This window comes from Ensifer sp. M14 (assembly GCF_003355565.1).
Taxonomy (GTDB): Bacteria; Pseudomonadota; Alphaproteobacteria; order Rhizobiales; family Rhizobiaceae; genus Ensifer.
The window spans coordinates 1,405,499-1,429,223 of the sequence record NZ_QJNR01000004.1; the positions used below are offsets into that span (position 1 = coordinate 1,405,499).

General features: G+C 63.4%; 25 protein-coding genes and 1 tRNA gene. 8 read left to right on the forward strand and 18 right to left on the reverse strand.

Features of this window, described 5'->3' with window-relative positions:
- Positions 1 to 115: 115 nt before the first annotated feature.
- On the reverse strand, positions 116 to 391 hold the full coding sequence (locus tag BLJAPNOD_RS06670) for a DUF1153 domain-containing protein (RefSeq protein WP_003527546.1): 276 nt from the start codon (positions 389 to 391) through the stop codon (positions 116 to 118).
- A 487-nt stretch (positions 392 to 878) separates the two neighbouring features.
- Between BLJAPNOD_RS06670 and BLJAPNOD_RS06675 the strand changes: the two genes are divergently transcribed.
- The 4 genes from BLJAPNOD_RS06675 (at position 879) to BLJAPNOD_RS06685 (ending at position 3,325) form a co-directional block, all read left to right on the forward strand.
- Positions 879 to 1,628 (forward strand): LuxR family transcriptional regulator, encoded by a 750-nt coding sequence (locus BLJAPNOD_RS06675; RefSeq protein WP_077502814.1) that lies wholly within the window; start codon positions 879 to 881, stop codon positions 1,626 to 1,628.
- A 66-nt stretch (positions 1,629 to 1,694) separates the two neighbouring features.
- Complete coding sequence (locus BLJAPNOD_RS35145; protein ID WP_147294527.1) at positions 1,695 to 1,937, forward strand: hypothetical protein; 243 nt, start codon at positions 1,695 to 1,697, stop codon at positions 1,935 to 1,937.
- Entirely contained in the window at positions 1,918 to 3,114 is a 1,197-nt protein-coding gene (mnmA, locus tag BLJAPNOD_RS06680) for a tRNA 2-thiouridine(34) synthase MnmA (RefSeq protein ID WP_115421165.1), read from the forward strand. Before BLJAPNOD_RS35145 ends, mnmA begins: the two co-directional genes overlap by 20 nt.
- A gap of 134 nt (positions 3,115 to 3,248) precedes the next feature.
- Positions 3,249 to 3,325: transfer RNA gene (locus tag BLJAPNOD_RS06685), tRNA-Met, on the forward strand.
- Positions 3,326 to 3,360: 35 nt separating this feature from the next.
- Here BLJAPNOD_RS06685 and BLJAPNOD_RS06690 read toward each other — a convergent pair.
- From BLJAPNOD_RS06690 to BLJAPNOD_RS35575, 6 genes are all read right to left on the reverse strand, one after another.
- On the reverse strand, positions 3,361 to 4,008 hold the full coding sequence (locus tag BLJAPNOD_RS06690) for a DUF2971 domain-containing protein (RefSeq protein WP_115419302.1): 648 nt from the start codon (positions 4,006 to 4,008) through the stop codon (positions 3,361 to 3,363).
- Between the two features lie 34 nt (positions 4,009 to 4,042).
- Entirely contained in the window at positions 4,043 to 4,282 is a 240-nt protein-coding gene (locus BLJAPNOD_RS06695; RefSeq protein WP_115419303.1) for a class I SAM-dependent methyltransferase, read from the reverse strand.
- Between the two features lie 115 nt (positions 4,283 to 4,397).
- Complete coding sequence (locus tag BLJAPNOD_RS06700; RefSeq protein ID WP_115419304.1) at positions 4,398 to 5,459, reverse strand: DMT family transporter; 1,062 nt, start codon at positions 5,457 to 5,459, stop codon at positions 4,398 to 4,400.
- A gap of 415 nt (positions 5,460 to 5,874) precedes the next feature.
- Positions 5,875 to 6,102, reverse strand: coding sequence for a hypothetical protein (locus tag BLJAPNOD_RS06710; protein WP_147294528.1), 228 nt, complete (start codon positions 6,100 to 6,102; stop codon positions 5,875 to 5,877).
- 94 nt (positions 6,103 to 6,196) lie between these two features.
- Positions 6,197 to 6,355 carry a hypothetical protein gene (locus BLJAPNOD_RS35320; protein WP_156408099.1) on the reverse strand — a complete coding sequence of 53 codons (159 nt, stop codon included), beginning with the start codon at positions 6,353 to 6,355 and terminating at the stop codon, positions 6,197 to 6,199.
- Between the two features lie 248 nt (positions 6,356 to 6,603).
- Positions 6,604 to 6,963 (reverse strand): energy transducer TonB, encoded by a 360-nt coding sequence (locus tag BLJAPNOD_RS35575; RefSeq protein WP_199565905.1) that lies wholly within the window; start codon positions 6,961 to 6,963, stop codon positions 6,604 to 6,606.
- A gap of 186 nt (positions 6,964 to 7,149) precedes the next feature.
- Between BLJAPNOD_RS35575 and BLJAPNOD_RS06720 the strand changes: the two genes are divergently transcribed.
- Positions 7,150 to 7,605, forward strand: coding sequence for an SgcJ/EcaC family oxidoreductase (locus BLJAPNOD_RS06720; RefSeq protein ID WP_115419307.1), 456 nt, complete (start codon positions 7,150 to 7,152; stop codon positions 7,603 to 7,605).
- Positions 7,606 to 7,855: 250 nt separating this feature from the next.
- The gene (locus BLJAPNOD_RS06725) at positions 7,856 to 8,296 is read left to right on the forward strand and encodes an acetyltransferase (RefSeq protein WP_115419308.1); all 441 of its coding nucleotides are present in this window, start codon (positions 7,856 to 7,858) and stop codon (positions 8,294 to 8,296) included.
- 33 nt (positions 8,297 to 8,329) lie between these two features.
- Here BLJAPNOD_RS06725 and BLJAPNOD_RS06730 read toward each other — a convergent pair whose 3' ends face one another.
- From BLJAPNOD_RS06730 to hutF, 6 genes are all read right to left on the reverse strand, one after another.
- The gene (locus BLJAPNOD_RS06730) at positions 8,330 to 8,914 is read right to left on the reverse strand and encodes a HutD family protein (protein WP_115419309.1); all 585 of its coding nucleotides are present in this window, start codon (positions 8,912 to 8,914) and stop codon (positions 8,330 to 8,332) included.
- Entirely contained in the window at positions 8,911 to 10,398 is a 1,488-nt protein-coding gene (hutH, locus tag BLJAPNOD_RS06735) for a histidine ammonia-lyase (RefSeq protein ID WP_115419310.1), read from the reverse strand. Before hutH ends, BLJAPNOD_RS06730 begins: the two co-directional genes overlap by 4 nt.
- Entirely contained in the window at positions 10,391 to 11,218 is an 828-nt protein-coding gene (locus BLJAPNOD_RS06740; RefSeq protein WP_115419311.1) for a betaine/proline/choline family ABC transporter ATP-binding protein, read from the reverse strand. The genes hutH and BLJAPNOD_RS06740 overlap by 8 nt, the downstream gene beginning before the upstream one ends.
- Positions 11,211 to 12,068 (reverse strand): proline/glycine betaine ABC transporter permease, encoded by an 858-nt coding sequence (locus BLJAPNOD_RS06745; RefSeq protein ID WP_077502802.1) that lies wholly within the window; start codon positions 12,066 to 12,068, stop codon positions 11,211 to 11,213. Before BLJAPNOD_RS06745 ends, BLJAPNOD_RS06740 begins: the two co-directional genes overlap by 8 nt.
- A 161-nt stretch (positions 12,069 to 12,229) precedes the next feature.
- The gene (locus tag BLJAPNOD_RS06750; RefSeq protein WP_115421167.1) at positions 12,230 to 13,264 is read right to left on the reverse strand and encodes an ABC transporter substrate-binding protein; all 1,035 of its coding nucleotides are present in this window, start codon (positions 13,262 to 13,264) and stop codon (positions 12,230 to 12,232) included.
- Positions 13,265 to 13,299: 35 nt separating this feature from the next.
- Complete coding sequence (gene hutF, locus BLJAPNOD_RS06755; RefSeq protein ID WP_115419312.1) at positions 13,300 to 14,673, reverse strand: formimidoylglutamate deiminase; 1,374 nt, start codon at positions 14,671 to 14,673, stop codon at positions 13,300 to 13,302.
- Between the two features lie 138 nt (positions 14,674 to 14,811).
- Between hutF and hutC the strand changes: the two genes are divergently transcribed.
- Together hutC and BLJAPNOD_RS06765 are read left to right on the forward strand one after the other, a co-directional pair.
- A complete protein-coding gene (gene hutC, locus BLJAPNOD_RS06760; RefSeq protein ID WP_115421168.1) occupies positions 14,812 to 15,555 on the forward strand; it encodes a histidine utilization repressor in 744 nt (247 codons plus the stop codon).
- A gap of 63 nt (positions 15,556 to 15,618) precedes the next feature.
- On the forward strand, positions 15,619 to 18,546 hold the full coding sequence (locus tag BLJAPNOD_RS06765) for an aminotransferase (protein ID WP_115419313.1): 2,928 nt from the start codon (positions 15,619 to 15,621) through the stop codon (positions 18,544 to 18,546).
- A gap of 26 nt (positions 18,547 to 18,572) precedes the next feature.
- Here BLJAPNOD_RS06765 and BLJAPNOD_RS06770 read toward each other — a convergent pair whose 3' ends face one another.
- From BLJAPNOD_RS06770 to BLJAPNOD_RS06790, 5 genes are read right to left on the reverse strand one after another with little or no spacing between them, the layout of a single operon-like run.
- Positions 18,573 to 19,892: an aspartate aminotransferase family protein gene (locus BLJAPNOD_RS06770; RefSeq protein ID WP_115419314.1), complete on the reverse strand. Its 1,320-nt coding sequence runs from the start codon at positions 19,890 to 19,892 to the stop codon at positions 18,573 to 18,575.
- Positions 19,889 to 20,713, reverse strand: coding sequence for an N-formylglutamate amidohydrolase (locus tag BLJAPNOD_RS06775; protein WP_115419315.1), 825 nt, complete (start codon positions 20,711 to 20,713; stop codon positions 19,889 to 19,891). The genes BLJAPNOD_RS06770 and BLJAPNOD_RS06775 overlap by 4 nt, the downstream gene beginning before the upstream one ends.
- Before the next feature lie 15 nt (positions 20,714 to 20,728).
- A complete protein-coding gene (locus BLJAPNOD_RS06780) occupies positions 20,729 to 22,075 on the reverse strand; it encodes a glutamine synthetase family protein (RefSeq protein WP_115419316.1) in 1,347 nt (448 codons plus the stop codon).
- Positions 22,076 to 22,111: 36 nt separating this feature from the next.
- Positions 22,112 to 22,774, reverse strand: a complete 663-nt coding sequence (locus BLJAPNOD_RS06785; protein WP_115419317.1) for an isochorismatase family cysteine hydrolase — start codon at positions 22,772 to 22,774, stop codon at positions 22,112 to 22,114.
- Positions 22,775 to 22,816: 42 nt separating this feature from the next.
- A complete protein-coding gene (locus tag BLJAPNOD_RS06790) occupies positions 22,817 to 23,698 on the reverse strand; it encodes a MurR/RpiR family transcriptional regulator (RefSeq protein WP_077502794.1) in 882 nt (293 codons plus the stop codon).
- Positions 23,699 to 23,725: the final 27 nt, after the last annotated feature.

The following is a 23,725-nucleotide window of genomic DNA, read 5'->3' on the forward strand; positions in this document are numbered from 1 at the left end:
TGTCTCCGAAACGTCACCGACGGGAAACAAGGCGGTGTGGTTTGGCCGAAAACGAAGACGGCGGCCACCGGAAATGCCGGAGCCGCCGTTCAACCTATGGCCCTGTCGGGGGCTTTTAGTGGCGATATTGCTGGATGCGTGTCGTGCGCAGACCGGCCAGACCGTGATCATTGATGGAGGACTGCCAGGAAAGGAATTCCTCGACAGTGAGGGTATAGCGTTCGCACGCTTCCTCAAGGCTCAAAAGGCCACCGCGCACTGCGGCAACCACCTCAGCCTTCCTGCGGATAACCCAGCGCCGGGTATTCGCCGGCGGCAGATCCGCAATCGTCAGAGGACTGCCATCGGGGCCGATGACATATTTTACGCGTGGTCGCATCATTTCGGTCATGGGACTCTCTACACAAACTCAAGACCATATGTGGCTGACCTTAGCCCGCCACATTTAACATTTGCCTAAGCCGTCGGTAACAATTTACTCATAATTTTAGATACTTCCGGACACTCCCTCGATCACTTCCGCAACGCCCCGCCGGTGAACCCGACAGCTGTCGCGCTCAACAATAGCGGTCATCTTGCCCGGAAAACGTTGGATTATCGCGGATTTGGCATGGGAGCCATGCAATTACCACATTTCACTTTAACTAAAATTCTTGGTAACGAGACGCCGAAATAAAGGATGAGCGACGTTTGTGCGCTCCCGATTCATTCTTGGTGCATCGTCATATTTTCACAACCGGTCGCGTTGCTTACGCGGGCATGCCGGAGAGGGTGGCTGTATTCTGGCGCCTGAGTGAAGTTCATGCGCCGGATGATTCTCGGGGCGGTTTGTATTCTCTCGACCAGGTGCGTTGGCACCGGTGATGTGGTGATCAGAGATGAAGGAATCGAATGAACCAGCCTTGCTGCGCGAGGCTGAGATGGCGGACTTGATTTCCGAAATCGATACGGCTGCCGTGCGTACCGAGTACGAACTTCTGCATTTGCTGCGGCGGCTGATCGCGCGTTATGGTTTTGGCCATTTCATGATCGCGCGTCTGCCGCTGGCCGAGCAGCAGCGTTTTTCCGAGCGGCTGGTGCTCAGCAACTGGCCGTCGGAACTGGTGCGCCAGTACGACGCCTGCGAGACCTTCCAGTCGAGCGTGCTGGTCGAGCGGCTGCGCAACACCAAGCTGCCGGTCGTCGGCGGTGCCGAACTGCTCGACGTTGCCGGCAAGCCGGTCGACGAGGCGATGGTGCACCGCCTGCTTTCGCATCCGGAGATGGCGCGCCATTTCGCTGTCCAGTTGCATACCAGCAGCGGCGATCCCTTCGTCGCCATGCTGTCCGGCCGGCGCGAGGCGCCTGTCGGCGTCGAGCAGGCGACGCTCTATCTTTCCCTCGTGCAGTTGTTCGAATGCCTTGAGCGCACCTTCGACACCGGCAGCTCGGCGCGCGAAAAGCTGTCGAGCCGCGAAATCGAGTGTCTGCGCTGGGCAGCTGCCGGCAAGAGCAGCGATGAGATCGCCATCATCCTCGGCATCTCCACCTATACCGTCAGCAGCTACTTCAAGAGCGCGACCCGCAAGCTCGACGCCGTCAACCGCATGCAGGCGATCGCCCGCGCCATGCGGCTGAAGCTGATCTGAGCCGGACCGATTTGTCGGGGCAGGCGTCATAGCGCCGCCCTTGCCGCCGGGCGGACAAGTTTCTATATGTCGGCGATCAGGACACCCCGCTTTGAAGTGGAGCCGCAGAAGGCGGTAAAGCTGTTCTGGACATTTGAGTGCTGCAGCGACTTTGCGCGATGGATCAGGACGCACGACGCCGCAGAAACCGACAGCGTGCCGCGTGCTATCATCCCGGCATTGCATCGCATGAAGCGTGAAACAGGGGGCGAGGTGCTGTTGCCATCGCCCGAAGGCCGGAATGGATCTCGTGAATACTCTCGATTTTGACCGCAAGCCCGAAGATACGCGTGTCGTCGTCGCCATGTCCGGCGGCGTCGACTCCTCCGTCGTCGCCGGTCTGCTCAAACGCGAGGGTTACGACGTTCTCGGGATCACGCTGCAGCTCTACGATCATGGTGCCGCCGTGCACCGCGCCGGCTCCTGCTGCGCCGGCCAGGATATCGACGATGCGCGCCGCGTCTGCGAAACCCTTGGTATCCCGCATTACGTGCTCGATTACGAAGCGCGCTTCCGCGAAACCGTGATCAACCCGTTTGCCGAAAGCTATGTCGCCGGCGAAACGCCGATCCCCTGCGTTGCCTGCAACCAGACGGTCAAGTTCGCCGATCTTCTTGCGACCGCCAAGGAGCTCGGTGCCGACGCGCTGGCGACCGGCCACTACATCCGCTCGCGCCCGAGCCCGAACCCGCGCTATGCCGGTCAGCGGGCGCTCTATCGCCCGACCGATGCCGACCGCGACCAGAGCTATTTCCTCTTTGCGACCACCCAGGAGCAGATCGATTATCTGCGCTTCCCGCTCGGCCATCTGTCGAAGGCCGAAACGCGGGTGCTGGCCGAAGAGATGGGCCTCGTCGTCGCCCAGAAGGCCGACAGCCAGGACATCTGTTTCGTGCCGCAGGGCAAGTACAGCGACATCGTTACGAAGCTGAAGCCGAATGCAGCGCTTGCCGGGGAGATCGTGCATCTCGACGGCCGCATACTCGGCACTCATGACGGCATTCTGCACTACACCATCGGCCAGCGTCGCGGCATCGGCATTGCCACCGGCGAGCCGCTCTATGTCGTCTACCTCGATGCCCGCTCGCGCCGCGTCATCGTCGGCCCCAAGGAAGCGCTGGAAACGCGTCGTGTCTACCTGCGCGACGTCAACTGGCTGGGCGACGAGGATCTCGAAGACGTGGCGCTGACAGGCTTCGACTGTTTCGCCAAGGTGCGCTCCACCCGCCAGCCGGCGCCGGCCATCCTCAAGCGCGACGCCGAAGGTCTCTATGTCGAGCTTGCCGAGGGCGAGGCCGGCATTGCGCCGGGCCAGGCCTGCGCGCTCTATTCCGGCATCGGCGAAGACGCCCGCGTCTATGGCGGCGGCTTCATCCGCAAATCCGAGCGCGAAGCTAGCGCCGAAGCCGCATTGAAGGTGCTTCTGGCAGCCCCTGCGGCGGCTTGAGGCCATCATTTCCGATCGCGCGGGAAAACTTCACATTTTCCCCGCGCCTTGGGTTGACACTGGGCAGAACCGGGCCTTATAAGCCGCCCGTCCAGTCAAGACGGCTTCACCTTCGAAGCCCTGACGCGGTACCCGGCGGAGTAGCTCAGTAGGTTAGAGCAGAGGAATCATAATCCTTGTGTCGGGGGTTCGAATCCCTCCTCCGCTACCATTTTTCCGAAGCAGTTTGTATTGCCGTTCTCCCGTCTACTTCCACATTCTCTTTTGACGCTGTTCCACAACCTCGAACGTTCGGAATGCGGGACGCGCCTTTTTTTGCTCGACGGAGGCAGCGTCTTCACCGAGAACACTTTTCAGTCGGGCCCTTGTGACTGGGCACTTATGCCCGACGATGACCTCTCGCAATGTTATGCGGTCGCTAAAGCCGGTGAAGTAGTGACCGTTGACTGGGTCAGGTGACATTTCCTGAAGATCGAAGATAGTTCGATATTCTCGCTCATATTCCCAAGCCTTGAACTTTGATAGAACCAAATGGTCGGCGAGGTCGTCCGTGAGAGGTGCGAGGTATGCAACCTTGCTCCGTTCGCTTACGTATTTCACCGCTTTCCAGCTTTCCTCAGACACGTCGAAGCCCAAACACATTCCCCGGTGCTTGTCCGCGTAGTGGCCCCAAGGCAGTGGCTCGCACCAATTTGACGACAAGCACAGGATCCCATTCATTTGGTGGAGTTGTCTTCTTAGGCGGTCAAACCGTATGCGCTCTTTTCGGTCCGCAACTACGTGTCCGACAACATCGAATGGATCATTCAGTTCGTCAATTCGTGCTATCTTAACGCGCTTATCGCGAAGAGCTTCGAGACCAAATTGTTCGCCGGTAAAGTAATAGAGGCGCAATGCCGTGGCCTTTATGTTGGTCGAATCAGTACGATTATCGAATGATCCAACCAGCAAAATCAGCGAAGCGGAAGACCTCTGATGCGTCTCCCAACTCGACCGGCTCTTTAGGCCGCTGGACGCCCGCCAGGCGCATTTCTTTTTCGGCAACTTCAGCCATCGAGACACCCGCCTTCAGCTTCCCACTCCAGACTATCCGCATCATGGCCGTCGCCTCGTAGCCGCTGGCAGCGATCGTGCGATCGAAGACGATGTTGGCCGCTCCCGGTTTCATCCTCGTGCGCAGTTTGTCCAGCAGTTCGCGCCGGTCGGAAACGCCCGTGAATATGAGCGTGAGGAAGAGCAGGCGACGTCAAAAAGTGGGTGGTCAATTTCGACGTCAGGCAGCCTCACCCATGGCTATGCCGATGGTGAAGGTCCGGGTAATGCGGGTGCTTGTGCCGCATCGGTTCGTGCCGGTGCCAGTGCGAATGCGGCTCGGTGACCGGGCCGTCGTGGCTGTGGATGTGGTGTTCGTCGTGGATATGGGCGTGTTCGTGCTCCAGCGCCTCGTGGCTGTGTTCGTGGTCGTGGCGCTCTGCCAGATGCAGCCACAGGCCGAAGGCCATCAGCAGGCCGGCTGAGAGGAATTGCAGGGTGATGGCGTCGCGGAAGAGGGCGATCGAGAGCAGAGCGCCGATGAAGGGGGCGAGGGAGAAGTAGGCGCCGGTGCGTGCGGTGCCGAGATTGCGCAGGCCGAGCATGAAAAAGACGAGGCTGATGCCGACGCCGAGGAAGCCGACGAGGGCGGCGGCAGCCGTGAGGCCGAGGGACGGCAGCGAAGCGCCGAGCGACAGGGCAAGCGCGAGGTTGGTGGCGCCGGCGGCCAGACCCTTGATCATGGCGATCTGGACAGGATCGGCGGAGGACAGTTTTCGCGTCAGATTGTTGTCGATGCCCCAGGCAAGGCAGGCGCCCGCGATCAGCAGGCTGCCGCGATCGAGGCTGAGGCCCGCACCGTTCCATGACAGGAGGATCGCGCCGCATAGAATTGCGGCAGCACCCAGCAGCAGGCGGCGGTCGACATTCTCGCGAAACACCAGCCAGGCAATCGCCATGGTCGCCAGGCCCTCTAGGTTGAGGAGCAGCGAGCCGGAGGCGGCGGTGGTCTGGGAAAGGCCGAACATCAGGAGCAGCGGGCCGAGCACGCCGCCGAACAGGATGACGGCGATCAGCCAAGGAATATCGGCGCGCGCCAGCGGCGCTTCGACGCCATCGAGTCCGACCAGCGCGCGGGCGCGGTGCACGATCGCCAGACCGATCCCGGCGCCGAGATAAAGCATGCCTGCGAGCAGCCACGGATCGATGGTGCCGAGCAGAAGTTTTGACAGCGGCGTCGAGGCGCCGAAGAGCACGGCGGAGCCCAGCGCAAGCGGAACGCCGGGCCAGAGGTGAGAATGATCGCTCGACATCGGAGACTTTCCGGCAACGGTTGGGCATCGACCATGAGGCGGTCGGTGCGATCCATCCAAGCAGCAAAGCCTTGTCATGGGAAGGCTTTGTTCGTTTCGACAATGGGAAGGGGAGGTTTCTCCGCCAGGGCATCGGCCGTTCAAGCTTCAGGGAAATCGGCCAACTCTGCCTGACGCAGGAGAACAGCGCCGACCGACAACGCAGCGGTCAAGACGCGATCATGGCGATCACCGTGCCTATGTTCACCCGTCGCCGTGCCGCCAAGAGTGCGGCTATCGGGGAGATCTGGAGAAAAGCGTCAGACTGGTCTTGCGGATCGACGGCACGGCGGTTCCGGTGCACAAGGTCGATATCCGCACGCCATATCTCCTGACAGTTCATGTCGGCGCTGACAGGGAGACGTTGCGATCGGCGTTAGCGTTGAGCGCTGAACGGACGTTTCAGTCGGCCGGCGCCACGCAAACCAGGGTCGATCTCGCGGGAGCCGATGAGGCCATCAAGGCGCTCAATGCCTGCGTGAAGTGAAACGCCGTCCCTGCCGGCCGCGGACATCAGGTCTTCTTGGGCGATAGCGGCGAGGAGTTCGGGGCGAAGACCGTCGCCGCGCGCGGCTGCCAATGTGTGGAGGGTGAGCAGGGACATCATGGCTGGCTCCATCGCTTGATGGAGCATTCTTGCCCCTTAGTGTCGGGCAAGCCACCCGTTTCCTGCCCGGTGGAAATCGAGACGGCGCGCCTTAGCGATGGATGGACGAAGTGATCGTGCTGTAGTCGGGCAGGGTGATGTCGGCAATTTCTGCCGCCCTATATTGGGACAGGGCCACATTCATGAAGGCGATCACTGCCAGGGAGAAGGCCAGAACGGTGATGGAAACGCCGAAACCGGTCTTGATCATGTCCGTATCCTCCAAGCCTTGTGTTTGCTGTTGAGAGACTGTCAAACCGTGGCATGGAGACTATCGTGTGGCGCCAATTAAGCTGTTCCCCGGGTAACACGCCGTATGGTTACCGGTTTATGAACGGATAAAGTCGGTGCCGGTCATGGCGAGGAGCGTCGAGAACGCTCAGATTTGCCGGACTTCGACGCTATCTCCCGGTGCCGGTCGCATACGTCAAGCGGTAGCGCACCTCAGTGCGACGAGCACTACTTGCCGAACCGGCCAGCCGTATCCGAGTGCGCGGTCATCTTGATCCGCATTTCCCTTTTGGCAGGGCTGCCGGGCGGAGCCTTTGGGAACGGGGCCGCCCTTTTGATGGCCGATATGGCCTCGGCGTCGACTTTTCTGTTCCCGGACGACCGGTGCACGGCCACCGACAGCAGGTCACCCTTTCTGTTGAGGACGAAGCGCACCTCGACCACCGGGGCGTTGCGCTTGCCGCGTTTTTTCTCGGCCTGGTGATCGCTCGCCTTCGACGAGGTGGCGTGCGCCGGGGAGAGCGTGCCGGTCATGACAGGGATGGTCGAGAGCGAGAGGATGCAGAGAAGGTGAAGAAGAATTTTCACGGTCTGCCCGGACATGGCTGGTAATGGTGGACCGGGCGCTTGAAGCAGCTTTTGCTTGCCGATGCGAGGCCGGATTTCGACTTTTCCGCCGACAATCTTTCCGTGCGAGGTCAGGTCGCCTTGCAGCTTTGCGCTGTCGTTGCATGTTGCTAAGCATTGACCATGCGTCTGACGGGGAGCGAGGCCATGACGAAGACACGGGATGAGATCGAGGGCGAGCATATCCGGCAATTGATCGCCGACGTCGAGCGGGCGCAGAACGAGCGGTCGCCGGAGGATTTCTTGCGGCACTTCATGCCCGATGCCGTTTGGGTGACCGCCTTCGGGCGGCGGCTGACCGGCCGCGACGAAATCTCAGCGTTTACCCGCAAGGTACTGACGCCGGCGCTCGGCAACCAGTATGCCCGCTACGAAGCGGAGCATATCACCTTCCTTCGGCCCGATGTGGCCGCCGTCAATGTGCGCCAGCGCCCGGTGTTCGACGATGGATCGCCGATCCCGGGCGAAGTGGAGGGCAGCCCGCTCTATGTCCTGGTGAAGGAGGGCGAGCGCTGGATGATCGCCATCGGCCAGAACACCAAGGTCCAGACGGAGGCGATCGTGGCGCAGCAGAACCAGATCACCTCGGGCGACGAAAAATAGCGCCCGTCAACTGCTGCCGGCCGGCAGGATGGAGTTCGCGCGTTGGCACCGGCACCGGTCCTTGTTGCGGCACGCGAGATCACCGCTTGAAGAAGTCGCGTTCGTGGCTATTGTAGCGAGCCATCGCGCCCGTTTTCAGCGTCGGCGCTATCGCCTGCCATTGCTGTTACATCCCGTGACATTGGTCAGAAATGTCACTTCTGTTGGTGACTCACGGATGCGAACAGCCGTTTCTACAGTGATTTCTCAGATGACGACTTCCATCCGTTCTTCCCGCCCGTCCGATTTTCCGCGCACGCTCGATATCTGGCGCAGCGCCGTCATGGCGACCCATGACTTTCTGACGGTCGAGGATTTCGCAGCCATCGAAGAGATGGTCGCCACACAATACCTGCCGCAAGCTGAACTCTGGATTGCTGCCGATGTCGGGGATATCGCCCTTGGCTTCATGGGCATGACCGGGGCGCAGATCGACGCGCTTTTCGTCCATGCGGATGCACGCGGCGGCGGCGTCGGCCGCGCGCTGGTCGAGCATGCAGCCGCGCTGCATCCGGTGCTGACGGTCGATGTCAACGAGCAGAATGCTTCGGGTGCCGGCTTCTACGCCAGTCTTGGGTTTGAAACGACGGGCCGCTCGCCGGTGGATGACGACGGCAGGCCCTATCCGCTTTTGCACCTGCGGCGGTCCTGATCCCGGCACCGACCACCGGTGATCTTCCGGGCGTCAGGCGCCCTGCGCTACGTCGATTTCGATGAGAAGCAGCTCGCACCGTGCCGGCGTTTTCAACGCTGTTGCAACCGGTCCGTTGGCCAGCACGGCATCACTGGCCGAAAGCGCAAGCGTCTGGCCGTTGCCATCCAGCGTCACGGCTCCGCGATGGCAGAAGATCAGGGCGGTGGCAGCCTTGCTGGTGAGCGTGCCTTCGCGCTCGACGTCCAGCCTGCGCACGAGATGCGTGAGCTTGCCCCGGCGGGTCATGACATTGAGGTCGACGATCGTGCCATCGATCAGATTGGCGGAGGTGGCGACGTCGGCGGGGAAGGCGAGCGGTGCGTCCGCCTGCGTCAATCGCGCCGGGTCTCGGCCGTCGATCAGAAGCGTCATGCCGTTACCTTCGAGGATCGACAGCGTGCGGTCGATGCCGGGAAAGGCGGAGAAGGGGCCGTCGCTGGCAACGATCGCCATGCTCACCCGCCAATCGAAGTCCGAAAGCGATGCGCTCTGCGGAAAGACCGCGATCTCGATGGTTTCGCCGCCGCCATTTTTCCAGGGCATGCGCTTGTGGCCGGAGGCGGGCAGGAGCTTCATGGCGTACCTTCCTGAATGACGCGCCGCATGCGGTCGAAATCTTCGTTCATCGGTCTGTCGTCGGCATAGTGGGGAACGGCGGTGCGGATGCGCTCGTAAAGCGCGCCGGTGCGTTGCGCCTTGCCCACGCCGCGTGGCTGCAGGTCATAGGCCTGCGCTGCTGCGAGGAGCTCGATCGCCAGAATGCGCTCGAGGTTACCGACGATCTCAAGCGCCTTCCAGGCGGCGGGCGTGGCATGCGTCAGGATATCCTCCTGCAGCGCCGAGGTGATGCCGCCATCGAGGCTTGCCGGTGCTGCCAGCCGGCGGTTTTCCGCGGCAAGTGCCGCCGCCGTATACTGGGCGATCATGTAGCCGGAGGACACACCGCTGTCGCCGGCGAGAAAGGCGGGCAGGCCGCTGACGAGCGGGTTCACCAGCCGGTCGATGCGACGCTCGGAGATGGCCGCGACTTCGGCGACGGCAACCGCAAGGCTGTCCATCGCAAGGCCGAGGGCGGCTCCGACCGCATGGGCCTGCGAGTGCACTTCCGGCGCTTCGGGCGTGCCGGAGACGGCCGGGTTGTCGGTGAGGCTCGCCAGCTCCCGGTTCACCACCTCTGCCACATGGTCAAGCGTGTCGCGGGCCGCACCATGCACATGCGGAACGGCGCGCAGGCTCAAGGGATCCTGCGTGCGGGTGCCGGCGCTTGCGGCCAGAATCGGGCTATCCGCCAGGAAATCGCGCAGCATCTCGCCGACCGCCTGCAACCCGGGAGAATGGCGTAGTGCCAGCGGCCCGGCGGCAAACGCATTGGCCTGGCTGCCGAGGTTTTCATAGGTCAGTGCCGCCGCCGCATCGGCCCAGGCGAAGAGTTTTTGCGTGCGCGACAGCGCCAGCGCGGCGAGACCCGTGGCGCAGGGCGTGCCGTTGACGAGGCTCAAGCCTTCCTTGGCCTGCAGGGCCAAGGGCTGGAGCCCAAGCCGGCGCAGCGCCTCGGCGCCACCAAGGATTTCCTTGCCGTCGTTCACCGAGCCATGGCCGATCAACACGAGGCCGATCGACGCCGCATGGCTGAGGTAGCCGACGGAGCCGCGCGATGGGATGTTGGGGATGAGGCCGGCATTGAGCAGGGCCAGCAGCGCCTCGACCGTCTCGATGCGCACACCGGAGTAGCCGTGGGCGAAATTGGCGATCTGGGCGGCCATCACCGCCCGTGCCTCGGGCCGCCCGAGCGGCTCGCCGACGCCGCAGGCATGGCTGAGGATGATGTTTCGCGACAGCGCCTGCTGGTTTTCCCTGTCGATGATGACGTCGCAAAGCGCGCCGACGCCGGTGTTGATGCCGTAGCCACGGATGCCACGATCGACCAGTGCCTCGACCACGGCGCGGGCCTTGACGATGCGTTCGCGGGCGGCCGTCGAAAGCGCCAGCCGGGCGCCGTTTGCGACGGCGGCGATCTCGGCCCAGTCTGCCGGCCCATCAAGAATGATGGTTTCAGTCATGCGCTTCCGGCCTTCCCTGGCGACGTTGGACGAAACGGGCGACGTAATCGTTGGCGGGCTTGTCGAGAATATCGTCCGGCGTTCCAACCTGCACCACCTGACCGTCCTTCAGGATGGCGATTTCCGAGCCGATGCGCAAAGCCTCGTCGAGATCGTGGGTGATGAAGACGATGGTCTTCGACAGGTTCTGCTGCAGTTGCAGCAACTGGTCCTGCATGTCGGCGCGGATCAGCGGATCGAGCGCCGAGAAGGCTTCGTCCATCAGGATGACGTCGGTATCGGCGGCCAGCGCCCGGGCAAGGCCGACGCGCTGCTTCATGCCGCCTGAGAGCTGATGCGGGAACTTGGCGTCGTAGCCATTGAGACCGACGGTCTCGATCCATTTCATGCCGATGTCGCGGCTGTCGGCCTTGGAAAGTCCGCGCACGCGCTGGCCGTAGACGACGTTCTGCAAGACGGTTCGATGCGGCATCAGGGCAAAGCTCTGGAACACCATGCTGACGCGATGCATGCGGAAGGTGCGAAGCGCCTTGGCGTCGAGCTCGAGGATGTTGCTGCCGTCGAAGACGACCTGGCCGCTGGTCGGTTCGATCAGCCGGTTGATGTGGCGCACCAGCGTCGACTTGCCCGAACCCGACAGGCCCATGATGACGAAGATCTTGCCGGCACCGATCGTCAGGCTGACGTCGTTGAGGCCGACGCTACAGCCGGAGCGGGAAAGAATTTCCGATTTGTCCAGGCCGTCCTTGGCCATGGCGAGGGCTGCTTTCGCGTCCTGCCCGAAGATCTTGTAGACGTTGCGGATCTCGATATCAGCCATTGCGGGGATCCTCCGTGCGGCTCTTGCCGAACCCTTGCGTGATGCGGTCGAGTACGATTGCCAGGATGACGATGCCGATGCCGGCTTCCAGGCCCTTGCCGACGTCGAGCGTCTGGATGCCGTTCAGCACCTGCTCGCCGAGGCCGCGCGCGCCGATCATCGAGGCGACGACCACCATCGACAGCGCCATCATGATCGTCTGGTTGAGGCCGGCCATGATCGTCGGCGTCGCCAGCGGCAGTTCGACGCCGAAGAGGATCTGGTTGGGGCTGCCGCCGAAGGCGGTTGCCGCTTCGACCACTTCATGATCGACCTGGCGAATGCCGAGATCGGTGAGGCGGATCAGCGGCGGCACGGCGTAGATGATCGTGGCGAGGATCGCCGGCACCTTGCCGAGGCCGAAGAGCATGAGGGCCGGGATCAGATAGACGAAGCTCGGCATTGTCTGCATCACGTCGAGCACCGGCAGGGTGATGTTGCGCACCAGCCGGCTCTTGGCAACGAGAATGCCCATGGGCACGCCGATGGCCACAGATACCAGCGTCGCCATCAGCATCAGCGCGAGCGTCTGCATGGTGAGGTCCCAGAGACCGAGCACGCCGACGAAAAACAGCAGTGCCCCGACGGCGACCGTCAGCGTCCATCGCTTGGAACTTTGCCAGGCGAGCGCCATGAAGGCGAGGATGACGACCCACCAGGGCAGGCCGCGCAGGATCCATTCGATGAACAGCACGGCTTTGAGGATCACCGCGCTGATCGCCTTGAAGACCCAGCCATAGCTGCTGACCAGCGTCTGGATGAACTCGTTCACCGGCGCGCGGATGGAGAGATTGAGGGTATCCGGAAACATCGGATGTCGTTCCTTGCTCGGGCCAAAGGCGGGTACGATGCCGCCGCCGATGGCGCTTGCCTCGGGGTGTCGAAGGTTGCGGCCGACGCGGATCCGATAGGGCCGCCCTGTCTTAGACAGAGGCGCCACGCATCGGATCCGTGCCGGCCGACCGAACGGACTTACTTCAGGCTGGCTTCGATCTTGCCGCGCGCCTCGTCGGAGACCCATTTGCCCCAGACGTCGCCCTTGGTCTTCAGGAACTCGGCCGCTGCCGCCACCGCATCGACCTTCTGGTCGGTCATGTAGGCAAGGCTGCCGTTGACGGCTTCGAGCGGGAAGGTCGCCTTTTCCAGGATGGCGATGATCTCGGGCGCTTCCTGCGCGAAGGTGCTGTTGACGCCGTAGGAGACATCGACGGACGGGAAGGCGCAGCCCTCATCGCGCTTGCCGGTGGCGCTCGAAAGCTCCTTCCAGCAGGCTTCGTTGTAGGCCGGCTCTTCCAGCTGCACGAGCTTGAACTTGCCCATGATCGCGGTCGGCGACCAGTAGTAGAACAGGATCGGCTCGCCCTGCAGATAGGCCGAGGTGATGGCGGAATCGAGCGCCGTGCCGGTGCCGGGGCGGAAGTTCACATAGGTCCCGCCGAGCTTGTAGGCATCGAGCTTGGCCGTGCTCACGCCTTCGCAGGTCCAGCCGGACGGGCAATTGAGGAAGCGGCCCTTGGACGGCTCCTCGGGATCGGCGAAGAGTTCGACGATCTTGGCATCGGACAGCTGCGACACGCTCTTCAGGTCCGGCGCCTTGGCTTCGATGTTGCGGCTGGCATCGCCCTTGATGACGTATTCCGGCACGAACCAGCCTTCGCTGGCGCCGACGAAGGTCTTGCCGACGGCGACGACCTTCTTCTCTTCGACGGCCTTGTTCCAGATGTCGGAGCGGCCGAGCCATTCCTCGGCGAAGATCTGGACGTCGTTGTTGGCGGTTGCCTGCTCGAGCGTTACGGAGTTGCCGGGGATCGAATCCACCTGGCAGTCGTAGCCCTTGGACAGAATGGTTTTCATCACCTCGGTGATGAAGGCGCCGCTTTCCCAGTCGATGCCGGCGAAGGTGACGGTCTTGCCGTCGCCGCAATAAGAGGCACTGGCATTGCCGGCGGAAGCCGCAAGCACCAGGCCCGTGGCGGCGAGGGTGAGTTTCAGTTTGCTGATCGACATGCGCATTCCCCTTTTTTTGATGGTCGCTTCGATTGCTACTTCAGTTTCATGAGCACCCGCGCGAAGGCGCGGTCGATGTCTTCCTCCAGGTGATGGCGTCCGTTGCGGATCTTCCACTGTCCGGCGACCATGACGTCGCGGACGGTCTCGCCGCCAAGCGCAAACAGCCAGCGGTCGAGGATCTGATTGCCGCTTGCGGCGGCGATGTACGGATTGGCGCCGTCGAGCACGACGAAATCGGCACGTGCGCCGACGGCGATGCCCGACGTGTTCTGGCCGACGGCCTGGGCACCGCCCTTGAGCGCCGCATCGAAAATCGTGTGGCCAACGGAGGCTCCGGGGCCCGCAAGCCGGTTGCGGCGGCGGTCGCGCAGGCGCTGGCCGTATTCGAGCAGTCGCAGTTCTTCGGCAACGCTGGTTGCCACATGGCTGTCGGTGCCAATGCCGAGGCGCCCACCTTCGGCCATATAGTCGACGGCCGGAAAGATGCCGTCGCCGAGATTGGCTTCCGTTGCCGGGCAGAGGCCGGCGACCGCGCCGGATCGGGCCAGGCGTTGCCGTTCGTCGTCAGTCAGATGGGTGGCGTGGATTGCGCACCAGCGCTCGTCGACGGGCATTTCGTCCAGCAGCCACTGAACCGGGCGGCGACCGCTCCAGGCAAGGCTGTCTTCGACTTCCTTGGTCTGCTCGGCGACGTGAATGTGGATCGGCCCGGCTACAGGCGCGCGTTCGAGGATGGTGCGCATTTCTTCAGGCGTCGCGGCGCGCAGCGAGTGGACGGCGTAGCCGAGCGTCTGGCCGTTGTCGCGGCAGAGCGGCGCCAGTCGTTCCAGCAGCGCAAGGAACCGATCGGGATCATGCAGGAAGGGGCGCTGGCCGGCATTCGGGGCGACGCCGCCGAAATTGGCGTGGGCGTAGAAGACCGGCAGATGCGTAAGGCCGATGCCGGTCGTCTTCGCGGCATTCAGAATGCGCAGCGACATCTCGGCCGGGTCGGAATAGGGCGTGCCATCGGCGGTATGATGCAGATAGTGGAACTCGGCGACATGGCCGAAGCCGCCCTTCAGCATCTCCATATAGAGCTTGGCGGCGATCGCCTCGACGTCGTCGGGGTTCACTAGTCCAACGGTGCGGTACATTTCTTCCCGCCAGGTCCAGAAGCTGTCGTTGCCGCTGCCGGCGACTTCGGCAAGACCGGCCATGGCGCGCTGAAACGCGTGGGAATGGAGGTTGGCGAGGGCTGGAACAAGCGGTCCGGCAACGCGTTCGTCGCCATCGGCGATCGGCTGATCGGTCGCGATCGAGGCAATCCCGCCTGACGCATCGAGCGCAATGGCGACATTCTGCGCCCAGCCTGTCGGCAAAAGCGCATGGTCGGCGAAGAGCCGGTTGACGGGAAAAGTTGCCATGTTGCGATTTTCCTGTACGTAGTTGTATATGGAACTATAGATATTTTGCTGTGGCGCGCAAGCGCGAAATGAACGAAAAGAATCATTGCCGGATACGCATGATTTGTTCGCGATCCGGAAAGGACGGGGAAAATGCCGATAACGGCACTCAGGCGAAGGATCGATATGGCCGCATTCGAGGACGGACCGGTGCCACGCTACGAGGCGGTGAAGCAGTTCATCCGCACCCGCATTGACAGCGGTGAATGGCCGGCACATCACCGCATCCCTTCCGAAAACGAGATCGTCGCCGATCTCGGCGTCAGCCGCATGACCGCGAACCGGGCGCTGCGCGAACTTGCCACCGAGGGCGCGATCACCCGCGTCCAGGGCGTTGGCTCGTTCGTTGCGGCACACAAGGGCAGCACCGCGCTGCTCGAGGTTCGCAACATCGCAGACGAAATCCGTGAGCGCGGCCATGCGCACACCTCGCGCATGACGCTGATGCAGGAAGAGGTCGCACCGTCTGAAATCGGTTATGCGCTCGGGCTCGTGACCGGCGCGCGGGTTTTCCATTCGATCATGGTGCATTCGGAAAACGGCCTGCCGATCCAGATCGAGGACCGGTTCGTCAACCCGTCGATCTGCCCCAAATATATGGAGCAGGATTTCCGCGATATGACGCCGAACGCTTATCTGACGGCGGTGGCACCGATCACCCGCACCGAACAGATCGTCGAGGCGGTTTCGCCGCAGCCATGGGAATGCAAGCTGCTCGGCATCGACCGCAACGAGCCTTGCCTGATGATCCGACGTCGCACCTGGTCCGACACCGCCAATGTGACGACGGCGCGCCTGCTCTATCCCGGGACGCGCTATCGCCTTGAAGGTATGTCGCAATAGTTGGGAGACCCGTTCGGTCGATTCGGAAGTCGGCATGGTGCCGGATGTGATGGAGGCGACACTATGGTTCAAGACGCGCTGAAGCTTCGCACGGAATTGCCAAGGCCCGATGTCGCGCCTGACGACGCTGCGCGCATCCTGCTTGAGCATTTCGGCCTCTCCGGCCTCTTGAGTGAACTCGGCAGCCAGCAGGATCGTAACTACCGGATCGACACCGGCGAGACGCGCTTCGTCCTAAAAATCTGCCGGGCGGCCTATGACCTGCAGGAACTGCAGGCCCAGAACGCCGCCTTGCTGCATCTCGCCCGCCAGACCGGATCCGTGCGGGCGCCGCAGGTGGTGCGCGCCCTCGACGGCAGCGACATCGTCGACGTGACGGTGCGCGGTGAGGCTTATCGCGTTCGCCTGCTGACCTATCTCGACGGCGTGCCGTTGACGCGGCGCAAGCATCTGACGGCGGAAACGGTGGCAGCCCTCGGCGATATCGCCGGACGGCTGGCGGTGGCACTGCGTGATTTCGACCATCCGGGTCTCGACCGCGAGCTGCAATGGGACCTGAGGCACGCCGCCCCGGTCGCGCTTCACCTGCTGGCGGCCATGAACGACGAGGGATTGAAGAAGCGCATTGCCGAAGCCATGGTGGCGTCCATGCGCCGGCTTCAACCGTTAACTGCCGACTTGCGCGTGCAAACCATCCACCACGATGTCACCGACGACAACGTCGTCGGGCAGCTGGATCCAGCAGGCAGGCTGGTTCCGGATAGTGTCATCGATTTCGGCGATATCCTCAAAGGCTGGCTCGTGGCCGAACTCGCGGTGACCTGCGCCTCGCTGCTGCACCATGCCGATGGCGATCCTCTCTTCATCCTGCCTGCCATCAGGGCCTTTCACGCGGTCTGCCCGCTTGAGGAAAGCGAACTGAAGGCGTTGTGGCCGTTGGTTGTCGCGCGCGCCGCGGTGCTGGTCGCCAGTTCCGAACAGCAACTGACCATCGACCCTGACAATGCATACGTTCAGGGCAATGCCGACCATGAACGCGAGATCTTCGACGTTGCCGTCTCCGTACCACCGGCGCTGATGCAGCAGGCCATTCTGCACGCCGTCAATGCTCAGCCGGAGAAGACGCTGCCGGTGATCAGCGAAGGACTGCTTGTCGAGATCGAGCCGGCCGGCGTGCGCCAGATCGATCTTTCCATCCTCAGCCCGCTGCTCCCCGAGGAGCGCTGGCAGCACGAGGGGCTTCCTGCCTCGCTGTTACAGACCGCTGCGCATGCGATCGGCATGGCCTCCACGCGTTATGGCGAGTATCGGCTGACTGAGAGCGCGCTTCGGGCATCGGCGCCAACGCCGACCTTCGCGCTGCACGTCGATCTCTGCCTGCCGGCCGGCACCGTCGTCAGGGCGCCTTTTGCCGGCCGAACCGAATGGCATGACGGGCGGATGGTCCTGAACGGTCCTGCGGTCGTTCTTCATCTCTCCGGTCTGGAGCAGCCCGAAGACACAGAGGAAACGGTTGCCGCCGGCACGCCGATCGGCACGGTGGTCGAGGCCGGCCACGGGCTTGGCCTGATGCGCGTGCAGCTCTGCCGCGAACCGGGGTTGGTCCCACCGATGTTTGTCCCGGCCGATCACGCCGAGGCCTGGTGCGCGCTCTGCCCGTCGCCCTCAGGCATTCTCGGTTTCGACTGCGATGCGCCGGCGCCCCATTCGACCGACCTGCTTGATCGCCGCCAGCAGCATTTCGCCAGGCCGCAGAAGAACTATTACAGCAAGCCGCCGCAGATCGAGCGCGGCTGGAAGGAGCACCTGTTCGATGTCGAGGGCAGGGCCTATCTCGACATGGTCAACAACGTGACGATCCTTGGCCACGGGCACCCACGGCTGGCGGCAGCGGTCGGACGGCAATGGTCGCTGCTCAACACCAATTCCCGCTTTCACTACGCCTCGGTCGCCGAATTTTCGGAGCGGCTTGCAGCCCTTGCGCCCGATGGTCTCGACACGGTGTTCCTGGTCAACAGCGGCTCGGAGGCGAACGACCTCGCCTTGCGGCTCGCCTGGGCGTTTTCCGGCGAGCGCAATGTCGTCAGCCTGCTCGAGGCCTATCACGGCTGGACGGTGGCGAGCGACGCGGTCTCGACCTCGATCGCCGACAACCCGCGGGCGCTCGAAACCCGTCCGGACTGGGTGCATGCGGTGGTGGCACCCAACACCTATCGTGGCCAATTCCGTGGCGCCGATACGACCGACACTTACGTGCGGTCGGTGGCAGCCAAGCTGCGCGAACTGGAGGAGGGAGCCCAAGGGCTTGCCGGCTTCATCTGCGAGCCGGTCTATGGCAATGCCGGCGGCATTCCCCTGCCGAAAGGCTATCTCGATGCCGTCTATGCCATGGTCCGGCAGCGCGGCGGTGTCTGTATCGCTGACGAGGTGCAGGTCGGTTACGGCAGGCTCGGCGACTATTTCTGGGGCTTCGAGGAACAGGGCGTCGTGCCCGATATCATTACCATCGCCAAGGGCATGGGCAACGGCCATCCGCTCGGGGCCGTTATCACCAGGCGCGAGATCGCCGACGCGCTCGAGAAGGAAGGCTATTTCTTCTCGTCATCCGGCGGCAGCCCGGTCAGCTCCGTCGTCGGGCTGACGGTGCTCGATCTCATCGAAGAGGAGAAGCTGCAGGAAAACGCGCGCGTCGTCGGCAGCTATCTCAAGACGAGGCTCCAAGCGTTGGAGCAGCGGTTTCCCGTCGTCGGCGCCGTACACGGCATGGGGCTTTACCTCGGCGTCGAGTTCGTCCGCAATCGCGAGACGCTGGAGCCGGCAACGCAGGAGACCGCTGCTATTTGCGATCGGCTTCTTGAGCTTGGCGTCATCATGCAGCCGACCGGCGACCACCTGAACGTCTTGAAGATCAAGCCGCCGCTCTGCCTCAGCCGCGAGAGCGCCGACTTTTTTGCCGACATGCTCACGCGTGTTCTTGACGAGGGTTGGTAGGGAGCCGTTCTACCCTCGGGTAGCTCTCACCAGCCGGCAAACTCGGCAAGCACCGTGTCGGAAACACGGCCGGCTGCGACATCGCCGAAGGCGCGGTCGAGAATGTCGAGCGCCTGGTCGATTTCCGCGTCCAATATGGTCAGCGGCGGCGTCATTTCCAGCACGTTGGAGTTCATGCCGACGTAGTAGACGACGAGGCCGAGCTCATAGGCGCGGTAGATCAGCTTGGCAGTTTCCCGCGCCGCCGGTTCCCGGCTTTCACGGTCGGCAATCAGTTCCACGCCCGTTGCCAGGCCGCGCCCCCGCACATCGCCGATCAGGGCGTGACGCGCGGAAAGTTGCTGCAGGCCTTCGCGCAGGCGCTCGCCCTTTCGCCGGGCAGCCTCTGCCAGGCCTTCCCGCTCGATGGTTTCGAGCACGGCGAGGCCTGCCGATGTCGAGACCGGGTTGCCGTGCAGCGTCTGCATGGCAAAGGCGTTGGCGCAGTCCATGATTTCGGCAGGGCCGATGGCGGCGGAAAGCGGCAGGCCGCCGCCGAGTCCTTTGCCGATCGTCAGGATATCCGGCACGAAGTCCTCGTGCTCGAAGCAATGCACCTTGCCGCTGCGACCGAGCCCGACCTTCACCTCGTCGCAGACGACGAGGATGCCGTGTTGCCGGCAGAGGTCGGCGAATTTCTTGAAGAACCCCTTCGGCGGTACGATCAGCCCGCCGTCCGACTGGATCGGCTCGATGAACGCGCAGCCGATCTTCTCCGGCGGCGCCTTTGTTGCGAGGTGCTGTTTCAGGAGGTCGAGCACCGCTTCACCGGTGGCGTCGCCCTGGTTAGGCCGGTAGGGATCGGGGTAGGGCAGCAGGATCAGGCCCTCGGCTTTGGTCGCCCCCGCCTGGACGCTGTGGCCGGAAAAGGCCATCGAGCCCGTGGTGCAGCCGTGATAGGCGCCGACGAAGGAGATGACGCCGGTGCGCCCCGTCGCCTTGGCGACCGCCCGGAAGACCGCCTCGTTGGCATCCGAGCCGGAGTGGCCGAACCACACCCTGTTGCGTCCGTTACCGGGGAAAAGGCCGAGCAGTTTTTCGGCAAGAACGGTTGCCGGTGCATTGGCGGCGGAGAGCACACTTGCGCCCGCCGGATTGGCTACGGCGCGCGACACCGCCTCGACGAGAGCAGGGTGGCCATAGCCAAGGCTTGCCGCGCCCCAGGCTCCGGAAAGGTCGATCAGCTCGCGGCCGGTCTCCTCGACAAGGCGTGCGCCGTGTCCGCCGGCGATGGCGAGCGGAAAGAAGCGCAGCTTCTGCAGGTTGGCGATCGCTTGTCCGTCCCTGGCGTAAAGGCTTTCGGTCACGGGCGGCACTCCCCAAGGCTCGTCTGGAGACAACGGGTCAACCGCTCGCCCCAGGCCTTCACGCCCGCGTCGGTATCGATCAGGTCGTGCCGGACTTCGATCAACACGCCCGGCAGCTTGCGCGCGTCGGCGTGAACCGGGACGGTATAGTCTTCATCCGGATGAATGTTGTAGGGCTCGTTGTCGCCGATCGTCAGATGCTCTTCGGTGCTTAAGTCCCGGATCAGTGACTGTGCGAAAGCCTCGGCATCGCGATAGAGAATGCCCGCCTGCCACGGCCGCGGCTTGCCGAAATAGACGGGGGTGAAGCTGTGCACGCCGACGACGAACGGCCGTTCTCCCTTGGCTTCAAGCAGATCGAGGCGCCGGGAAACGCCATCGGCGAAGGGCTTGAACAGGGTCTCCACCCGCTGCTTTCGCTCGGCTTCGGTGAGATCCCGGTTGGCCGGGATCTCCGTCGTTTCGCTCACTTCCGGGATGAAGGACGGTGCCGAAAGCGGGCGATTGCAGTCGATCACCAGCCGCGAATAGTTGGTGAAGAACAGCGGCGCATCGAGGCTGAGGCTCAAATGCTGGGCGAGCGCCAGCGCGCCGATGTCCCAGGCGATGTGGCGCCGGCGCTCGTGTTCGGGCAGGCCCATATCGCCGAGTGCGCGCGGCATGCGGTTCGACGCATGCTCGCATAAGAGCAGGAACGGCGACGTGCCGTCCGGGTTGAACACCGCATAAGGCGGCGGCTCGTCGATCGCCAGAAGCGGTTGGCGAGGGTCGTGCCGACCGCGTCGGGCGTCGGGGCCCTTGATGGCCGTTGTCGAAGTCATGGGAGCCTATCCGTATCAGTAGACGGCCGCGTAGCGGGCGCAGAGTTCATCGGGCGAAAGTCCGTCGACGATCTCGATTTCCTTGCTCTTCATCGCGACGTAGCAATCGAGGAAGTCCTTGGCGAACCAGCCGGTCACGACCTTGTCCTCGGCAAGCGTTTCGAGCGCTTCCGGCAGGCTGGCGGGCAGGCGGCGGATGCCGAGATTCTTCTGGTCCTCGTCGGAAAAATCCGACGGGTCCGAGTTGATCAGCGGCGGCTGTTCCAGCCCGGCGCGGATGCCTTCGAGACCGGCTTTCAGCAGCACGGCCAGCGACAGATGAGGGCTCGCGCAGGCGTCGGCGGCGCGGTACTCCATGTTGAACTGCCTGGCCGGGTTGCTGCCGGGAAGATCCAGCGTCGGGCAGATGCGGAGCGTCGCCTCTCGGTTCTTCTCCCCGAGGCAGGTATAGGCAGCGCTCCAGTGGTGCGGAACGAGGCGCATATAGGACAGCACCGACGGGGCGGTGAAGGCGGTGAGCGCCGGCAGGTGGCGGATGACGCCGGCGGCGAAAGAACCGGCAACCTTCGACAGGCGACCCGGGCGCGAGGCATCGAAGGTGACGGGATTGCCGTCCAGATCGGTGAAGCTGACATGCAGGTGCACGCCGTTGCCGACGCCGTTGGCACTCGTCTTCGGCGCAAAGCTGGCGTTCCAGCCGAACAGCGCTGCCACTTCCTTGGTGATGGCGCGGATCGTCGCGCCGCGATCGGCCGCCGTCAGCGCGTCCGCCGGGCGGCAGGTGATCTCGAACTGGTCCTTGCCGTATTCCGGCAGGAACATCTCCGGCTCGGCGCCGGCTTCCTGCAGCGCGGTCATCAGCAGCGGGCCGAAGGGTTCGGCGCGGCGCTGGGCGCGCAGGCCGAAGGATGGCGCGTCGGGCCAGTCGACGCCGAGAAGCTGGAATTCCTGCTCGACGGCGGAGATGACCTTCAGTCCGGCTTCGCGCTCGAATTCTTCAAGCGTGCGCTTGAGCAGGCTGCGCACGCAGCACTCCCAGGGATCGCCTTTGAGGTCGGTGATATCGGAGTGATAGAAATGCAGTGGCGTGACGTCGGGCAGGCAGGTGACGCGCGCCTGGCTGGCCGGATCGGCCATCAGCCGGAGGTCGCCGGCCGAGCCCCAAGGGTTGTTCTCGGCGATCTGGTCGAACGGCGTCAGCGCCAGGTTGGCCGGCACCCAGCCGACGCCCTTGCGCAGATAGTCGTCGATCTGCGAAGCGGCGAAGCTGCGGCCGCGGGTGATGCCGGCGATGTCGGTGGTCACGAAGGTCGCGAGTTCCGTCAGTGCGGAATGAGCGTTGCCGTTGTTGGTCTCGGTCATGAATTCCCCTCTTGTCTCAAGATCATCAGTGGCGGCTCAGGCTTGGCGCAGGCCCTGAAGGCGGTTGACGACAGTGTCGGTGTCAGTTGTCCAGCAGTAGCCGGAATAGGCGCGAAGGGCGCCTTCGTGGCGTTCGGCGCTGTAGGTCGCACAGGCGTCGTTGACGACGGTGACGAGGTAGCCGCGGTCGGCCGCATCGCGCACCGCCATGTCGACGCACTGGTCGGTGATGACGCCGGCGATGATCAGGTAGCGGGTGTTGAGGTTGCGCAGGATGTAGTCGATGTTGGTCGAGTTGAAGACGCCCGACGAGGTCTTCGGCAGTACGATCTCGTTGTCGATAGGCGCCAGTTCCGGAATGACCTGACCTTCGGGTGAGCCTTTCGGCACATGCATGTCTGACAGCTTGTGGTCGAGCGATCGGTCGCGGCCGTCAAGCGTCAGGCTCTCGATGATGGTGTGAAGCACTTCGCAGCCGGCGCTGCGCGCAGCCTCGAGGATGCGGACCTGGTTGGGGATCACCGTCTGGCGCAGCCGCTTGTGATAATAGCTGTCGGCGTCCTGCGGATGGGTCGGGTCGAGATTGGGCTCGCACCAGATGCGCTGCATGTCGACGAACAGCACGGACGTGCGGCCGCGCTCATAGTCGCTGTCGCGTCTCAGCATGTCGTCCCCGACCTTCACTGTAACGGCACTCATTCGGTTTCTCCTCGGTTGTGGTTGTGGCCTTTCGGCGAATAGTCAGCGGCCGTCGTCGACGTTCGGATTGAGGGCGTCTTCGGTGATGGCGTAGCCGCGGCGCAGCTCCTCCATCTTCTCAATGCGGGCGCGGGATTGGGTGGCGAGACGGGCAGTGAGCGCGGCGATCAGCGCTTCCGTCTGGGCGATTGCCGGCACCATCGTGTCATAGGGCGAGACCGTGTCGACTGGCGCCGTCAGCGTGACGGTGGCAAAATCGGCGATCGGCGAAAGCCACCGGTCGGTGAACAGCACGATGCGCGCACCCTGTGCGGCCGCCTGTTTGGCGAAGCGAATGGTGTCGTTCTGGTAGCGGCGGTAATCGTAGACGAACAGCACGTCGCGTTTGCCGAGGTCGACGAGCTGATCGACCTGGTCGGCCTGGCTGCCGTTGATCCAGCGGGTGTCGCCCCTAAGCTGCTTCATATGCGACCAGAGCAGGCCGGCGAGAAAGCCGCTGAAACGGCCGCCCAGGCAATGCGCTCGCGCGCTCATGTCTGCAGCTGCGTCGACGGCTGCCTCGAAATCCTCCGACGGCAGCATCTGCATCGAGGCTTCGAGTGCATGGATGCTGGCCCGCAGGAAGTATTGGTAGAAATTCTCCTGCTCCAGCGATGGCCGCCGTTCGTCGAGCATCGACAGCGGCGAACTCATGCGCTCCTGGACTTCGCCGAGCAGCGCCTTCTGAAATTCCGGATAGCCCTCGAAGCCGAGTGTGTTGGCAAAACGTACCACGGTCGGATTGCTGACCCCCGCCGAGGAGGCCAGATAGGCGACGGTATTCAGTCCCGCTGCCGGATAGTTCGCCAGCAACTGCCGCACGATCTTCAGTTCCGATCGCGTGAAGGTGATGGTTCCGTCTGTCAGTCGATCCCGGATTGCCACGATTTCCGCCTCCCAAAAATGATGGCT